This is a genomic window from Polynucleobacter sp. JS-Safj-400b-B2 (assembly GCF_018881975.1).
In the GTDB taxonomy this organism is placed as follows: Bacteria; Pseudomonadota; Gammaproteobacteria; order Burkholderiales; family Burkholderiaceae; genus Polynucleobacter.
On the sequence record NZ_JACVPJ010000002.1, the window covers coordinates 163735 to 178061 of the forward strand.

Sequence of the window (14327 nt, forward strand, 5' to 3'; positions counted from 1 at the left end):
ACCCCGGTAAGAGTTCGACTAATTAGCGCTTAAGCGAGTTCCAATTTTCTCGCCAGCAATTAGACGAGTTAGTACGTTGGGTTCGTGCCCTGAAGCAATCACTGTCGCTGCGCCAGTATTGACAGCAATCTTTGCAGCCAATACCTTGGTTAACATACCGCCCTTGCTCAACTCACTAGCAGCACCTCCGGCCATTTTTTCTAAGGCAGGATCTCCTGCAATAGCATCCGTAAGTAGTGTGGCGTTTGGATTTTGACGTGGATCTGCAGTAAATAGTCCACCCTGGTCAGTCAAAATTATCAAGAGATCAGCATGGATCAAATTCGTTACCAAAGCAGCAAGGTTGTCGTTATCGCCGAATTTAATTTCATCGGTTACCACGGTGTCGTTCTCATTGATTATAGGAACTACGCCTAACTTCAGAAGAGTGTCTAAAGTTGCTCTTGCATTGGCATTGCGTTCTGAATCAGCCAAGTCTGCATTGGTTAACAAAATCTGAGCACTACGCAAATTAAAACGTGCAAAGCAGCTTTCATAAACCTGTACCAAACCCATCTGTCCAACTGCAGCTGCAGCTTGCAATTGATGGATCTCATGTGGACGCTTGGTCCAACCTAGACGCTGCATACCTTCAGCAATGGCGCCTGAACTCACCATCAAGACCTCATGGCCAGCTTGTAACAGGCCTGCCATTTGCTCGGCCCACATAGCAATCGCAGCATGATCTAAGCCTTCACCATTATTGGTAACAAGGCTAGAACCTACTTTGACAACAATTCGTTGAGTTTTTTTAGCGTTCATAGCAAAAGGCAAGCAAATATTTAATCTGGTTTTTTATCTTCAGGCTGATCTTGATAACGTGGATCTTGAGCGCGCTCATCAGCATCATCACGATCACGACGTACAGAGTCCAAATAATCTTGTAAAGAATAGCAAAGCTTGTCGCAACCTAAGCCCGTTAAGGCCGAGATCTCAAATACTGGGCCTTTCCACTTAAAGCGCTTTATAAAGTCTGCAACTACTTTCTTGCGATCTTCCTCAGGAATCATGTCCACTTTATTTAAGACTAACCAACGTGGCTTCTCAACCAAAGCTTCATCGTATTTACGCAATTCATTCACGATTGCATTGGCATCAGCTACCGGATTTACGTTCTCATCAAATGGCGCAACATCCACCAGATGTAAAAGTACGCCAGTACGCTGCAGGTGTCTTAAGAAACGATGGCCTAGGCCAGCACCTTCGGCTGCGCCCTCAATCAAACCAGGAATGTCAGCAATGACAAAGCTTCGTTCAGCTCCCACGCGCACTACACCCAAATTAGGATGCAGTGTTGTAAAGGGATAGTCAGCAATCTTTGGGCGAGCATTCGACACAGCAGTAATCAAAGTGGATTTACCAGCATTCGGCATGCCCAGCAAACCTACGTCAGCCAAAACCTTTAGTTCAAGTTTCAGCTTTCGACGTTCACCATCTTTGCCATTCGTCTTTTGACGTGGCGCTCTATTCGTACTGCTCTTAAAGTGAATATTGCCCCAACCACCAATACCGCCCTGCGCCAAACAAAGACGTTCGCCATGGGTAGTTAAGTCAGCAATGGGCTCGCCGGTTTCATAGTCAGCAATGATCGTGCCAACCGGCATACGCAACTCGATATCATCACCAGCACGACCGTAGCAATCTGCGCCGCGACCAGGCTCACCATTTTTTGCAGTGTGTGTTTTCGCGTAGCGGTAATCAATCAAAGTATTGATGTTGCGATCGGCGATCGCCCAGACGCTACCGCCTTTGCCGCCGTCGCCACCATCAGGACCGCCAAATTCAATGAATTTTTCGCGGCGCATAGAGGCGCTTCCGGCACCACCTTGCCCGGCAATCACTTCAATACGTGCTTCGTCTATAAATTTCATGAATAAAAAAGGCCTCGCTTAGCGAGGCCTGTTCCTAAGAGTTAAATTCGGAATAAATCTGAATCAAACGTATCTCAGTCAGGCTGCCTTATGAACGAGGCAAGACTGAAACTTGGGCCTTCTTCAAAGCACCCTTAACGCCGAATTCCACTTGACCGTCAATCAAGGCGAACAAAGTGTGATCCTTACCAATACCAACGTTTGCACCCGGATGAACACGTGTGCCACGTTGACGAATAATGATGCTGCCAGCATTAATATGCTCGCCGCCAAATACCTTAACGCCTAAGCGTTTCGATTCTGAGTCGCGGCCATTTCGTGTTGAGCCGCCGCCTTTTTTCTGTGCCATATCTTTCTCCTACCCTGAATTAGGCTTTAATCGTGTTAATCAAAATTTCAGTGAAATTCTGACGATGGCCTTGGTGCTTTTGATAATGCTTGCGACGGCGCATCTTAAAGATTGTCACTTTATCGTGACGTCCCTGGGAGACGACAGTGGCCATCACAGCTGCACCATTAACCAATGGATCACCTAATTTCAGTGAAGCGCCTTCGCCAACGGCGAGGACTTGGTCAAGAGTGATTTCGCTGCCGATTTCCGCTGGTATCTGTTCTATTTTCAATTTTTCGCCTGCAGCAACTTTATATTGTTTGCCACCGGTTTTTATGACCGCGTACATGGTTTGAAACCTCAATTAATATCTACATTTAAGCTAATCCACCCTGGACTAGCTAAGCCCATTATTATATCTTGCATGACGACTACTGTCAAAATCAATGACTTAAGCCAAATCTTGGCCCCAATTGCCTTAGATTTCAAGGCCTTAGACGAGATCATCCATCAGCGTTTGGCCTCAAAAGTCGCCTTAATTGACCAAATCTCAAGCTATATCATCCAGGCCGGCGGCAAACGGGTCAGGCCGGCTCTACTGATGCTAGTGGCCAAAGCCCTGGCTAACGGTAAGGAGACGCCTCACACACTGGAAATGTCCGCTGTTGTCGAATTTATCCATACGGCCACCCTTCTTCATGATGATGTAGTTGATGAATCCACCCTCAGACGGGGTCGAGAGACAGCCAATGCTGCTTTTGGCAATGCCGCTAGCGTTCTGGTCGGTGATTTCTTGTACTCCAGGGCCTTTCAAATGATGGTTGGCCCAAATGACCTCCGAGTCATGCAAATCTTGTCGGATGCAACCAATACGATTGCTGAAGGCGAAGTTTTGCAACTTCTCAATATGAATGATCCAGAAGTAGATGAAGCCAGCTACTTACAAGTCATCCGCTACAAAACAGCCAAGCTCTTCGAAGCTTCTACTGAGTTAGGCGCCATTCTGGCAAATGCTACCAATGTACAGCGGGAACAAGCTGCTGCATTCGGTCGCCATATTGGTACGGCATTTCAACTCATGGATGACTTGCTGGACTACACCGCAAACGCTGCGCAGATGGGTAAAAATGCTGGTGATGATTTACGCGAAGGCAAGCCTACGTTGCCACTGATTTACTTGCTTGAAAACGGCAGTAGCGAAGAGCGCTTTTTAGTTCGCGCAGCCATTGAACAAAACCAAGATTTACCAGATGATGTGTTTGCGCAAATCCTTGCTGCAGTACAAAACTCGGGCGCTTTAGATTACACACAAGCAGCAGCCAAAAGTGAGGCTGACCTGGCCTTAGCTTGTCTAAAAAACTTCCCAGAAAACGAAGCTAGTGCTGCACTACATGCCCTGTGCGCTTACTCGCTCACGAGGCAAACCTAAGTCCCCAGGCTGCTGACTCTGAGTTCGCGCGCCGTAATCCGCGCCTGCTCTGCCTCCTCACGTAATCGTACGATTTCTCGTGAAGACAGCTTTTCTAGATTTGAATAATCTAATTTCCAAGATGGGTCTAATGACCATTGCAGTGGTGATTGAACTGTTGTTCGAGGAGCCGGAGCTGACTCCAGAATACGCAGTGCTAAGTCAAAATTGATATCCTGTGAAATAGTATCGTTAGGTCTTGCAGCTGCATTTCCTAATGGAAAGTCACTAAATAAAAATCGCGGCACTCCGCAATGCTCCACAATATCTTTAGCGGCACCCATAACCACAGTTGGAATGCCTGCAGACTCCAGATACCGCGCCAACAAACTTTGACTCTGATGACAGATTGGGCAATTCGGAATTAATATCGCCACATCCACACCGTCTGCTTTCAGCATTTCTAAAATGAGAGGGGCATCCATCTCTAATGTATGACGCTGACTTCGATTGGTAGGCAAACCATAAAAATTTGGTGAAAGTGCCTTTATTCTTCCGACTGCACGTTTCGCCGCGTCCAGCGGAAACCAGCAATGACTATCTTCCATGTTGGCATTCTTGCGATCAACCCCTACATGCGCAATACGCAAATCTATATTTCCATCAAGAGGCTCTTGATAGGGCTGATAAAACTTCGCCGCCGAATTGTAGGGTGCACCCTGGCCTTGAGCCCCCTTATCAGGATCATACGGAACTGCTGTAGTAATTAAACCTATTACAGACTGAGTCAGCGGCTTTCTGAGTGGGGTAAACGGCACATCAATGTAGTGAGCCCATACGTAAGGGTTCTCATAACCCAAACCCAAGTAATAACTTCGGGTGCGCTCCATATAGCGCACCGGCTGATCCTGTTCTGGTGCAAATGTGAATTCAGAAGTCTTAGACATCAATTCATCCCTGTAAGATATTGCATATCAAATATTTAACTTCATAGGAACTTATCATGGCTCAGTGGCTTAGATTTCAACACCAAGGAAAAAGTGGTTTAGGGCAAGTACAGGGCGATCAAATTGCCGTGTACGAAGGTGACTTATTTAATGATCCTAAAGCCACCGGCGCCACTATCAAGTTAACTGATGTAGTCATTGATATTACTTGTACCCCCTCCAAGATGGTTGCGATGGTGGATAACTTTCATGCATTGGTCGCCAAGCTTGAGCATACAGTTCCTGCTGAGCCTTTGTACTTCCTCAAAGGTAATAACTCTTTCTTGGCAGCAAACCAAGTCATTCGCACTCCCAAGTCCTATTCCGGCAAAGTAGTGTACGAAGGTGAGCTTGGAATTGTGATTGGCAAACACTGTTATGAGGTCGATGAGGCACAAGCAGCTAAAGCCATCTTTGGCTACACCTGTATTAATGATGTCACTGCTATTGAAATCCTCAATCGTGACCCTGGGTATGCGCAGTGGACTCGCGCAAAAAGTTTTAATACCTTTGGTGTATTTGGTCCATACATCACCACCGATGTAGATCCAAGTAAGTTGACAATCAAGACTATTCTCAATGATCAAGAGCGCCAAAACTATCCGATTGCAGATATGATTTTCTCGCCGGCAAAACTAGTGAGCTTGATTTCTCAAGATGTACCACTCTCGCCAGGAGACATCATTGCCTGCGGCACTTCAGTAGGCGTTGGCTCCATGAAGCCTGGTAGCAACGTGAGCATCATTATTGATGGCGTGGGACGTCTCGATAATCGTTTCGAGTAATTCAGGTTTTTTAAAACAAACCCCCTTGCTACTGAACATAGCAAGGGGGTTTTTAATGCTAAAGTTTTATTACTTAGTAACCAGATACTGATGGCAAAGCTAAGCTGCCTTTAGAAGCTTGTACGTTTTCATCCAAGTATTTAGTCAAAGCAAATACAGTATTTAAGCAAGGTGTTGGAGTTTGAGTAATCTTGCCAAGCTCGATTACCGATCCCAACAAAGCGTCAATCTCTAAACTGCGACCTGCTTCTAAGTCTTGCAACATGGAAGTTTTGTGTTTACCAACTTTTTCTGCACCCGCAATACGACGCTCGATATCAACACGGAAAGTAACACCCAACTTTTCAGCAATAGTTTGGGCTTCGGCCATCATGTTACGAGCCAACTCTTTGGTTAATGGATATTGGCAGATGCCCTCCAAGGTGCCATGTGTCAACGAGCTGATTGGATTGAAAGTCATATTGCCCCAAAGCTTGAGCCAAATCTCTGAACGGATGTCGTCCAAAATAGGAGACTTAAATCCAGCTGCGCTCATCATTTCTGAGATCTTCTGAATGCGATCAGTTGTCTGGCCATCTAACTCACCCAAAGGAAAGCGATTGCCTTCAACGTGGCGAATCACACCAGGCGCCTGTGTAAAAGTCGCTGGATACACCACGCAACCAATAATGTTGTTTGGATTAATAGCGTTCTTAGCAACACCGCCAGCATCCACAGTTTCAACTGAATGATCTTGATACTCGCCGCCTAACTTCTGGAAATACCACCAAGGAATTCCGTTTTGCATTGGGATCAAAATGGTTTCGGGGCCCATGATGGCTGCTAGATCGTCAATGATCGGCTCCACTTGATGGGCCTTCACCGCAAGAATCACAACGTCAGGTGTCTGGGCATCACGAATTTTTTCTACTGCTTTAACCTGAGCAACCAAAGGTTCTGGCTGATCATCCATGATTAAAGCTAAACCACGCTCTTTAATTGCGGCCAAAGTTGCACCCCGCGCAACAACAGTTACTTCATTGCCCGCTCGTGCCAACATGACAGCTAAGTAGCCGCCAATAGCACCGCCTCCGCCGATCACACAGATTTTCATAGGAACTCCATAAGAATAAAAAATTTTGTATTACTGTCATATTAGAGGAGAATATTTTGCGGTGCAACATATTCCTATATGCAACTTTTTTTCAGCAAATCACACTCTAAACAGCTTTTAATGCGTCTTTTGGTACTAGGCTACCCAAAATCATGCCTGCAATACTGGCAAATAAGCCAGCCAATTGGGGCGGCAAAATGGAATTGGGCGCTAAAACCTCACAGCTAATCCAGATAGTTAAGCCGCAAACCACTGCTAGCAATCCCCCTAAGGAGTTGGCTCTTGGCCAGTAGACCCCAAACGCTAGCGGAACAAATGCAGCAACCAAAGTGACTTTATAGGCGCTCTCCACCATCTTGAAAATAGACAGCTCGGAGTTCACCGCAAAGAAGGTCACTATGACTGCAAAACATAAAACCGTAATCCGCATGACTTTCAGCAAATCCTGATCAGATAAATGCTTGAAAAAACCTCGCACAATATTTTCTGCAAAAGTAACCGATGGCGCCAATAAGGTTGCACTGGCACAGCTCTTAATAGCCGACAGTAACGCACCAAAAAACATCACCTGCGCAATGAGTGGTGCGTGATTTAGGATCAATTTAGGCAAGATCATTTGTGGATCTGTGTTGAGATACTTATCAACCAAATCAGGGCTAATGAGAGTTGCTGAATAAGCCAAATACATTGGCACAAAAGCAAAAATAAAATACAGAACTCCGCCAAGAAGAGCAGCTTGCACTGCAATGTTGACGTTCTTCGATGATGTGATACGCTGGAAGACATCTTGCTGCGGAATAGACCCCAGCATCATGGTGCACAAAGCAGCTACAAACCCTAAAATCGAAGCCAAATTCATTTCTGGCCAGAAGTTGCTAAATTGACCCGCTGCAGCTGCATGCTCAATCACCACGCCAATGCCGCCAGTCTGCGCCGTCATTTCTCCACCGATATACAACATACCAATCACGATGATGATCATCTGAATAAAGTCGGTAATCGCAACCGACCACATACCGCCAAATAAGGTGTAAATCAGCACACTACTTGCACCAATCAACATTCCACTAGTCTGAGAAATGCTTCCTTCAGAAACCACGTTAAACACAAGACCCAAGGCTTTAATTTGAGCGGCAACCCAGCCCAAGTAAGAAACCACAATGCACAGCGTTACTAAAACCTCCACAGTTCGACCATACTTCTCACGAAAGAAGTCGCCAATCGTCAACATGCGACGGTTATACAAATGGCGAGCGAAAAATAAGCCCACCAAAATCAAGCAAAGTGAAGATCCAAAGGGATCGGAAACTACCCCTCCCAAACCCTCTTTTAGAAAAGTAGCTGGAATACCTAAAACAGTTTCAGAGCCAAACCAGGTAGCAAATACTGTTGCCGTAACTATTGGCAAAGGAAGACTGTGACCAGCTGCAGCAAAGTCAGCGGTATTTTTCACCCGCAAAGCTGCCCACAAGCCTATGCCAACGGAAATAACCCAATAGATAATGACGAACCAAATTAGCACGCCTAAATGCTCCTTCAGAAATTTGATGAAATTATATGGCTATGTCACTTTTGATAGATAACAAAAGGCGCCTCTTTGGAGCGCTCCGTGAAAGATGATGGTCTGACATAATTCAAGAGTGAGAACACCGAAACAAATCCCGCAAACCCCGACATCCATCCCATCTGCCGATCTGGCGTACCAAAAAGCCATTTTGGGGTCTGTATCGCGCACCTTCGCGCTCACAATCCCGCTCTTACCCCCAAATATTGAAAGGGTGGTCGGCAATGCTTATTTACTCTGCCGCATTGTTGACACCATTGAGGATGCCGCAGACTTAAGTGCACAGACGAAACAATTACTTTCGGGACTGTTTTTAGATGCGGTACTTGAAAAGGCTCCTGTAGAAACGTTTGTGCAGCCATGTCTAGACGCATTAAAGAACTACAATAATCAAGATGAGCTAGATTTAATTGCACATACACCAACGGTTCTGCGCATTTTGCATACTTGCTCAAGCAATGATCAGGAAGCAGTGAGCCGTTGCGTTTCGATCATGTCTGAAGGAATGTCTTATTTCCATGGGAAACAAAGCCAAGCTGGCCTGAAAAACCTCGCTGAATTTGAAGAGTATTGCTATGTAGTTGCTGGTGTTGTTGGCGAACTGCTTACAACTATCTTTGGCAACCATTCAACCGCCTTTAAGAAGCAAATGGCAGGGCATGAAGATTTGGCAAAAGCATTCGGGCAAGCCCTGCAAATGACCAATATCCTCAAAGACTCCCCTGAGGATCAGGCGCGAGGCGTGTCCTGGAAGCCAAACAATGTAGGTCAGAGAGATCTTCTGAAAATTGCTTACCAAAAACTTCAAGATTCTTTGAATTACATTGTGCTCATTCCCAAACAAGAACAGGGTATGCGACGTTTTTGTTTTTTAGCATTTGGCTTGGCTGTCATGACTCTTTCAAAGATTGCAAATCGAACTGAATTTTCCAAAAAGGATGAAGTCAAGCTTTCTAGAAATACCGTAATGACTTTTTATGGCTTTACAAAGTGGGCCGTTAAAAGTGATACCTTAATGAAGACTTTTTTCTATCTTAGTAGTAGATCTCTAGCAAAATAAGTGTTATTTCACAGCACCCTCATGCTTTAAAAGCCAGAGCTTAATTTGGCGATATAAACCAGGGGAGTTTTCTTTCATGAAGCCCCCGATTCCCTGGGCCGATATCACTCGATGACAAGGCGCAATTAAAGGGTAAGGATTAGCACCGCAAGCCGTGCCTACAGCTCGTGCCCCACTTTTAATCTTCTGAGCCACCTCACCATAGGTTTTTGTTTTACCGGCCGGGATTTCTTGAATGCTAGCCCACACTTTTCTCTGATGCTCGGTGCCCGCAGGCTTGGTTGGTAAATCGAATTGCCAATGCGGGTCTTTGAAGTACGCTTTGCACTGTCTCGCCACTTCTTTAGCCAATTGATTCTGTGGTGTGATTAAAGCCGTATGAGCAGACAAGTAATCAATTCTGGAAACCATCAAACTACCCTCCACCAACTCCGTCAAAATGCCTAGACATCCAAAAGGGGCTGTAATAACACAGTAGCTAGCACTGTTTGGGGATGATAGTGTTGTTGAGGAAGCCATATCAGGTAATTCTTACACAAATACACAGGTGGGATGACAGGCCTTTAGTCCATAGCTATAGCCGGCCAAATGCCACTTTGCTATATTGACTCATACTTACTTTTTTCAGGCATACCGAATGGACACTTTTTTTGACGATTGGCCCTTTTATGGCCAAGTTGCTCTGGTCCTGTTTTTACTAGCGCTTTCTGGCTTTTTCTCGATGGCAGAAACCAGCATGCTGTCCTCCAATCGTCATCGCCTAAGAGCAATGGCCAATGGTGGAAATGCGGGAGCAGCTTTAGCGGAAAGATTATTAAAGCGGATTGACTCGTTGTTATCAGTACTCTTGATTTCCAACAATCTGATTAATACGGTATTACCTATTTTAGTAACCGGTATTGCTCTGCATATTTTTGGCGATAGTGGCCTTGTACTTTCAATTGCCACTTTAGTGGTTGCATTACTTATCATCATCTTTAGCGAAATTACCCCTAAGGTCATTGGTGCCGCCTTCCCTGAAAAGATTGCCTCTAATGTGGGCTGGTTTATCTTGCCACTTACTTTTGTCCTCAAGCCTTTACTTTGGTTCATTAATAGTTTTGTATCTAGCCTGATGAAAGTTTCTGGCTTACAGTCCTCCTCCGATAGTAGGGCTATGAGTAAAGAAGAATTGCGGAGTCTCGTTCTGGAATCAAACCGCTTTGTTTCCAACCATCATCGCAACATTCTGCTCAACTTATTTAACCTAGAAAATATTACCGTTGATGATGTGATGACACCGAGATCCAGGATTGAGGTTCTAGACCTGTCAAGGCCAATTGATGAAGTAATGCAGCAACTAGAAACCTGCTATCACAACAAATTACCCGTCTGTGACGGCGATTCTGAAGGCATTATCGGCATTCTCTCTGTCAAGAAAGCGCTATCTTTGTTGGGTGACACCGACCTGAAGCATGAAGATTTTAGGTCCTTAGTAAATGAGCCCTACTTCATCCCAAGTGGTACGCCAGTCTTACAGCAAATGCAATTTTTTCAAGATAACCAACAACGCTTAAGTTTGGTTGTAAATGAGTATGGTGAAGTTCTAGGCCTGGTTACCTTTGAAGATATCGTAGAAGAGCTTATTGGTGAATTCACAACCTCCTTCTCCAACCTTTCTACCGATCCTCGCTGGCTTGCTGATGGCACCTACCTAGCAACAGGTAGCGCTTCCCTGAGAGACCTCAATCGACTACTTAACCTGAATCTTCCATTGGACGGACCGCGCACATTAAATGGTCTTATTCTCGAAAAACTCGAGGCCATTCCTGACCATGATGTCAGTATTCGCATTGCAGGTATCGTCATGGAAATCATTCAGTTTGATGATCAAGGTATCAAGACAGTGAAACTCTATCGTCCCGCTAAACTGGTTCAAGAGCAAGATTGAGTGTTGTTTCTGATGACTCGCTTATCATTCGGACTTGGTATGAAATCACTTCATACGCCTTAGATGCTAGAGCAAGTGACATACATATTGAGGCTGGAAAACTAGCCACACTCATCCGTATTCGGGTAGATGGTCTTCTGCAAATACAGTCGCACCATCCTATTGAATGTCATGAGCGCTTGATTACGCGCATTAAGGTTCTTGCCCGTTTAGATATCGCAGAAAAACGGCTTCCGCAAGATGGGCGACTTTCCATAGGTCATGACTTTTCTAAACCCAATATAGATTGCCGAGTCTCCATTTTGCCAACCCTTTATGGAGAAAAAGCGGTTATCCGCATATTGCCAAGCTCTATTGATGAACTCGACCTTCACGAAATTGGCCTTCTGCCAGACCAACTGGAGATACTTCAGAAAGCACTTTCTCAATCTCATGGGCTCATCTTGGTATCTGGGCCAACAGGGTCCGGCAAGACGCGGACCCTCTACAGCTGCCTGCGTCAACTCAATCAAGATCATCGCAACCTTTGTTCAATTGAGGACCCAATTGAAATTCGTCTCGCAGGCGTCAATCAGGTGGCGTATCACCCTAGAGCAGGCTTAGATTTTCCGACCATCATTCGCGCCCTACTGAGACAGGATCCAGATGTCATCATGATTGGAGAAATACGAGATGCCGCTAGCGCTCAGCTGGCTATACAGGCAGCCCAGACCGGACATCTCGTACTCAGCACCTTACATACGCGTAACGCCAATGGGGTAGTTCCAAGACTTAAAAATCTAGGGGTTGATCAAGAATCTCTTGAGTCTTGTCTCTTGAGCGTCAGTTCACAACGTTTGGTACGCAAGACTTGTCAGCGCTGTCTCGGAAAAAATCTCATCACAAAATCCCCATGCCAAACCTGTAAAGGCAGCGGTTACTTTGGGCGGATTGGCGTCCATGAAGTGTTGAGTAAGGCGCATCTGTTTAGCTCATCTTCTTCACCTATCAGGATGCGAGATGCTGGATTCATTCACGTGCAAGCCGGCCTTATCAATCAAGCGGCCCTGGATGCAGAGGTAGGCTCATGGCATTAAGCAAAAAAGACCAGCTTCACTTTGCAGAGCAGCTCTTAACACTTCTAGAGGCAGGCCTACCCCTCTTAAATGCGATTGAGCTAATTTACTCAACCGCCCCAAAAGCCTGGCTTTTCTGGGTTAACAATATCCATACTCAACTTAAAAAGGGAGAAAGCCTCTCCCAATGCCTGCGTACCCAAAAAAATCTATTTTCAATGGAGTTTATTAATCTCATTCGCGTAAGCGAGCGAACTGGTGATTTCAATTTGGCCCTGAAGACAATTTGCCAACAACTGGTGGAACAAATTGAATTGCGCCGGAAAATTCAACAGGCACTGAGTTATCCCATAATTACCCTAAGCAGCTCTTGTCTTCTGATAATCGTCATGATGATTTGGGTTGTACCCGTCTTTAAGGATGTATTTGCTCATTTTCAAGCGGACTTGCCAGCACCAACTCAAGCATTAATTCAGGCATCGTCTTGGCTTGAAGAATTCTATGTCATCGCCACTATTCTCCTAATCAGTATCACTGCGCTGTTTAGTCTTACATGGTCCAAGCTTCCAAGATTACAAAAACATTGTGATCGACTGAGCTTTTATATCCCCATCATTGGACAGCTATTGAGATTGGCAACTCTTACTTGCTGGTGCCGGACTCTAGGTCACCTTCTAAAATCTGGCTTACCTCTACCGGATGCACTTAGAGTTACCGCACAATCATCCAATCACTGGCTTAGCCATGATTTTAGTGCTGAGATATTCAAACACCTGACTCGCGGCTGGCCCCTTGGGGATGCCATAGTAAAAGCAGATCCTAAGCACTTATTATTTGATCTTGAAACGTTGCAACTACTGAGTATTGCATCAGAAAGTGGTGCACTTGCCGAAATGCTTCAAAGGCGCTCATCGATAATAGGCTCGCAATTAAGTAATCGACTCAATACCTTAAGTCAAAGCTTGGAACCCTTGTTAATTATGATTGTCGGATTCATTGTTGGAAGTCTGGTCATAATCTTATATCTCCCCATCTTTAATCTAGGACAGATTGTTTAATGGGTAATCTAGTTTTTCTCGATTGGATACGAATTCTTTTAATAGCCACCCTCATGTACTTGGCTTATATTGATTTACGCACCTTCCGATTGCACGACGTCATCACATACCCGCTGATCCTATCTGGCCTGTTGGTGAGTGGCTTTTCTAACCAGGGGCTCGTCTCTTTTCAAGACTCGGTCATTGGCGCAATTCTTGGGTATACCTCTCTTTGGCTTCTAAATCTTCTTTATCGACTAGCTAAAAAGCAAGATGGTATTGGCATGGGAGACGCTAAGCTATTGGCAGCGCTAGGTGCATGGCTTGGTTGGTATGCATTGCCCAGCATTCTTCTCATCGCATCCATATCTGGATTAATAGGCGGCTTCATTTGGTTGCAATGGAATAAGCAAAATCATCGCTCAGCATTTCCTTTTGGTCCTTTTCTTGCCATTGCTGGCATCATTGAGTTGTTATGGCCACAAACCCTACAAACCCTCCTTCTGAACAAGCTAGTCTAGGTGAACTAAAAGGGCATACACCTTTTATTGGCCTCACTGGTGGTATTGGCTCAGGTAAAACTGCGGTTAGCGATCAATTGGCTCAATTGGGTGCGGGCGTTATAGACACGGATCTCATAGCCCATCAGATCACCGCTCTAAATGGAGTTGCAGTCCCCCTAATTCAAAAGCAGTTTGGACCAGAATTTATTGACCCTAACGGAGCGCTGGATAGGGCCAAGATGCGTACCCTAGTGTTTGCTGACCCCCATGCCAGAAAAGCCTTAGAGGATATTACCCACCCCCTCATTCGGGCAGAAACGATTCAGCAGGCAAAACAGCTGATTCAAGCAAAGGTTCTTTACCTGGTTTTTGTGGTGCCTCTATTAATTGAGTCAGGAAGCTGGTTATCCCTATTGGATTACCTTGTAGTGGTGGATTGTCCAAAAGAGATTCAAATTGAACGGGTGATGCACCGCAGCAAATTACCCCGAAATGAAGTGGAAAGCATCCTAAAAGCTCAAGCCAGTAGGCAAGAACGCATTGCCCATGCGGATATGGTTATTGAAAACCAAGGTAGCCTAGACGACTTGCGTGCCGAGGTTTTGAAGTTGCACCAAAAAATCCTACAGATTCAGAAAGATCCCAGCAGTTCGTCATAGAATATG

15 protein-coding genes and 1 pseudogene are annotated in these 14327 nt (G+C 45.3%); 8 read left to right on the forward strand and 8 right to left on the reverse strand.

Annotated features, from left to right (window positions below):
- Positions 1-24: 24 nt before the first annotated feature.
- The 4 genes and pseudogenes from proB to rplU all read right to left on the reverse strand — a co-directional run.
- A pseudogene (gene proB, locus ICN48_RS02765) lies at positions 25-801 on the reverse strand (glutamate 5-kinase); the annotation flags it as partial.
- Positions 802-821: 20 nt separating this feature from the next.
- Positions 822-1910, reverse strand: coding sequence for a GTPase ObgE (gene obgE / locus ICN48_RS02770; protein WP_216152228.1), 1089 nt, complete (start codon positions 1908-1910; stop codon positions 822-824).
- An 88-nt stretch (positions 1911-1998) separates the two neighbouring features.
- Positions 1999-2259 (reverse strand): 50S ribosomal protein L27, encoded by a 261-nt coding sequence (gene rpmA / locus ICN48_RS02775; RefSeq protein WP_011902041.1) that lies wholly within the window; start codon positions 2257-2259, stop codon positions 1999-2001.
- 19 nt (positions 2260-2278) lie between these two features.
- Positions 2279-2590, reverse strand: a complete 312-nt coding sequence (gene rplU, locus ICN48_RS02780; protein ID WP_011902040.1) for a 50S ribosomal protein L21 — start codon at positions 2588-2590, stop codon at positions 2279-2281.
- 75 nt (positions 2591-2665) lie between these two features.
- On the opposite strand from rplU, the gene ICN48_RS02785 reads away from it, so the two are divergent.
- Complete coding sequence (locus ICN48_RS02785) at positions 2666-3670, forward strand: polyprenyl synthetase family protein (protein WP_216152229.1); 1005 nt, start codon at positions 2666-2668, stop codon at positions 3668-3670.
- Here ICN48_RS02785 and ICN48_RS02790 read toward each other — a convergent pair.
- Positions 3667-4596: a reductase gene (locus ICN48_RS02790; protein WP_216152230.1), complete on the reverse strand. Its 930-nt coding sequence runs from the start codon at positions 4594-4596 to the stop codon at positions 3667-3669. The genes ICN48_RS02785 and ICN48_RS02790 overlap by 4 nt on opposite strands.
- Before the next feature lie 56 nt (positions 4597-4652).
- Here ICN48_RS02790 and ICN48_RS02795 point away from each other — a divergent pair, with 56 nt between their 5' ends.
- A complete protein-coding gene (locus tag ICN48_RS02795; protein WP_216152231.1) occupies positions 4653-5420 on the forward strand; it encodes a fumarylacetoacetate hydrolase family protein in 768 nt (255 codons plus the stop codon).
- Positions 5421-5493: 73 nt separating this feature from the next.
- Here ICN48_RS02795 and ICN48_RS02800 read toward each other — a convergent pair whose 3' ends face one another.
- Both ICN48_RS02800 and ICN48_RS02805 read right to left on the reverse strand, forming a co-directional pair.
- The gene (locus tag ICN48_RS02800; RefSeq protein ID WP_216152232.1) at positions 5494-6513 is read right to left on the reverse strand and encodes a 2-dehydropantoate 2-reductase; all 1020 of its coding nucleotides are present in this window, start codon (positions 6511-6513) and stop codon (positions 5494-5496) included.
- A 106-nt stretch (positions 6514-6619) separates the two neighbouring features.
- Positions 6620-8035, reverse strand: a complete 1416-nt coding sequence (locus ICN48_RS02805) for a sodium:solute symporter family protein (protein ID WP_216152233.1) — start codon at positions 8033-8035, stop codon at positions 6620-6622.
- Positions 8036-8153: 118 nt separating this feature from the next.
- Here ICN48_RS02805 and ICN48_RS02810 point away from each other — a divergent pair, with 118 nt between their 5' ends.
- Entirely contained in the window at positions 8154-9137 is a 984-nt protein-coding gene (locus tag ICN48_RS02810) for a squalene/phytoene synthase family protein (protein WP_216152234.1), read from the forward strand.
- 3 nt (positions 9138-9140) lie between these two features.
- On the opposite strand, the gene ICN48_RS02815 is transcribed toward ICN48_RS02810, so the two are convergent.
- Positions 9141-9656, reverse strand: a complete 516-nt coding sequence (locus tag ICN48_RS02815) for a methylated-DNA--[protein]-cysteine S-methyltransferase (protein ID WP_216152235.1) — start codon at positions 9654-9656, stop codon at positions 9141-9143.
- A 118-nt stretch (positions 9657-9774) separates the two neighbouring features.
- Here ICN48_RS02815 and ICN48_RS02820 point away from each other — a divergent pair, with 118 nt between their 5' ends.
- From ICN48_RS02820 to coaE, 5 genes are read left to right on the forward strand one after another with little or no spacing between them, the layout of a single operon-like run.
- Positions 9775-11067 carry an HlyC/CorC family transporter gene (locus ICN48_RS02820; RefSeq protein ID WP_216152236.1) on the forward strand — a complete coding sequence of 431 codons (1293 nt, stop codon included), beginning with the start codon at positions 9775-9777 and terminating at the stop codon, positions 11065-11067.
- On the forward strand, positions 11064-12143 hold the full coding sequence (locus ICN48_RS02825; protein ID WP_216152237.1) for a GspE/PulE family protein: 1080 nt from the start codon (positions 11064-11066) through the stop codon (positions 12141-12143). The genes ICN48_RS02820 and ICN48_RS02825 overlap by 4 nt, the downstream gene beginning before the upstream one ends.
- Positions 12134-13180, forward strand: a complete 1047-nt coding sequence (locus tag ICN48_RS02830; RefSeq protein ID WP_216152238.1) for a type II secretion system F family protein — start codon at positions 12134-12136, stop codon at positions 13178-13180. The genes ICN48_RS02825 and ICN48_RS02830 overlap by 10 nt, the downstream gene beginning before the upstream one ends.
- Positions 13180-13680: an A24 family peptidase gene (locus ICN48_RS02835; RefSeq protein WP_216152239.1), complete on the forward strand. Its 501-nt coding sequence runs from the start codon at positions 13180-13182 to the stop codon at positions 13678-13680. The genes ICN48_RS02830 and ICN48_RS02835 overlap by 1 nt, the downstream gene beginning before the upstream one ends.
- Positions 13635-14321 (forward strand): dephospho-CoA kinase, encoded by a 687-nt coding sequence (gene coaE, locus ICN48_RS02840; protein ID WP_216152240.1) that lies wholly within the window; start codon positions 13635-13637, stop codon positions 14319-14321. Before ICN48_RS02835 ends, coaE begins: the two co-directional genes overlap by 46 nt.
- Positions 14322-14327: the final 6 nt, after the last annotated feature.

Bases quoted from the DNA above. Each gene is read 5' to 3' on its own strand.
- ICN48_RS02795 (WP_216152231.1), top strand. From the start codon at position 4,653: ATGGCTCAGTGGCTTAGATTTCAACACCAAGGAAAAAGTGGTTTAGGG.
- ICN48_RS02820 (WP_216152236.1), top strand. From the start codon at position 9,775: ATGGACACTTTTTTTGACGATTGGCCCTTTTATGGCCAAGTTGCTCTG.
- ICN48_RS02785 (WP_216152229.1), top strand. From the start codon at position 2,666: ATGACGACTACTGTCAAAATCAATGACTTAAGCCAAATCTTGGCCCCA.
- ICN48_RS02815 (WP_216152235.1), bottom strand. From the start codon at position 9,656: ATGGCTTCCTCAACAACACTATCATCCCCAAACAGTGCTAGCTACTGT.
- ICN48_RS02790 (WP_216152230.1), bottom strand. From the start codon at position 4,596: ATGTCTAAGACTTCTGAATTCACATTTGCACCAGAACAGGATCAGCCG.
- rplU (WP_011902040.1), bottom strand. From the start codon at position 2,590: ATGTACGCGGTCATAAAAACCGGTGGCAAACAATATAAAGTTGCTGCA.
- ICN48_RS02835 (WP_216152239.1), top strand. From the start codon at position 13,180: ATGGGTAATCTAGTTTTTCTCGATTGGATACGAATTCTTTTAATAGCC.
- ICN48_RS02800 (WP_216152232.1), bottom strand. From the start codon at position 6,513: ATGAAAATCTGTGTGATCGGCGGAGGCGGTGCTATTGGCGGCTACTTA.
- coaE (WP_216152240.1), top strand. From the start codon at position 13,635: ATGGCCACAAACCCTACAAACCCTCCTTCTGAACAAGCTAGTCTAGGT.
- obgE (WP_216152228.1), bottom strand. From the start codon at position 1,910: ATGAAATTTATAGACGAAGCACGTATTGAAGTGATTGCCGGGCAAGGT.
- ICN48_RS02830 (WP_216152238.1), top strand. From the start codon at position 12,134: ATGGCATTAAGCAAAAAAGACCAGCTTCACTTTGCAGAGCAGCTCTTA.
- rpmA (WP_011902041.1), bottom strand. From the start codon at position 2,259: ATGGCACAGAAAAAAGGCGGCGGCTCAACACGAAATGGCCGCGACTCA.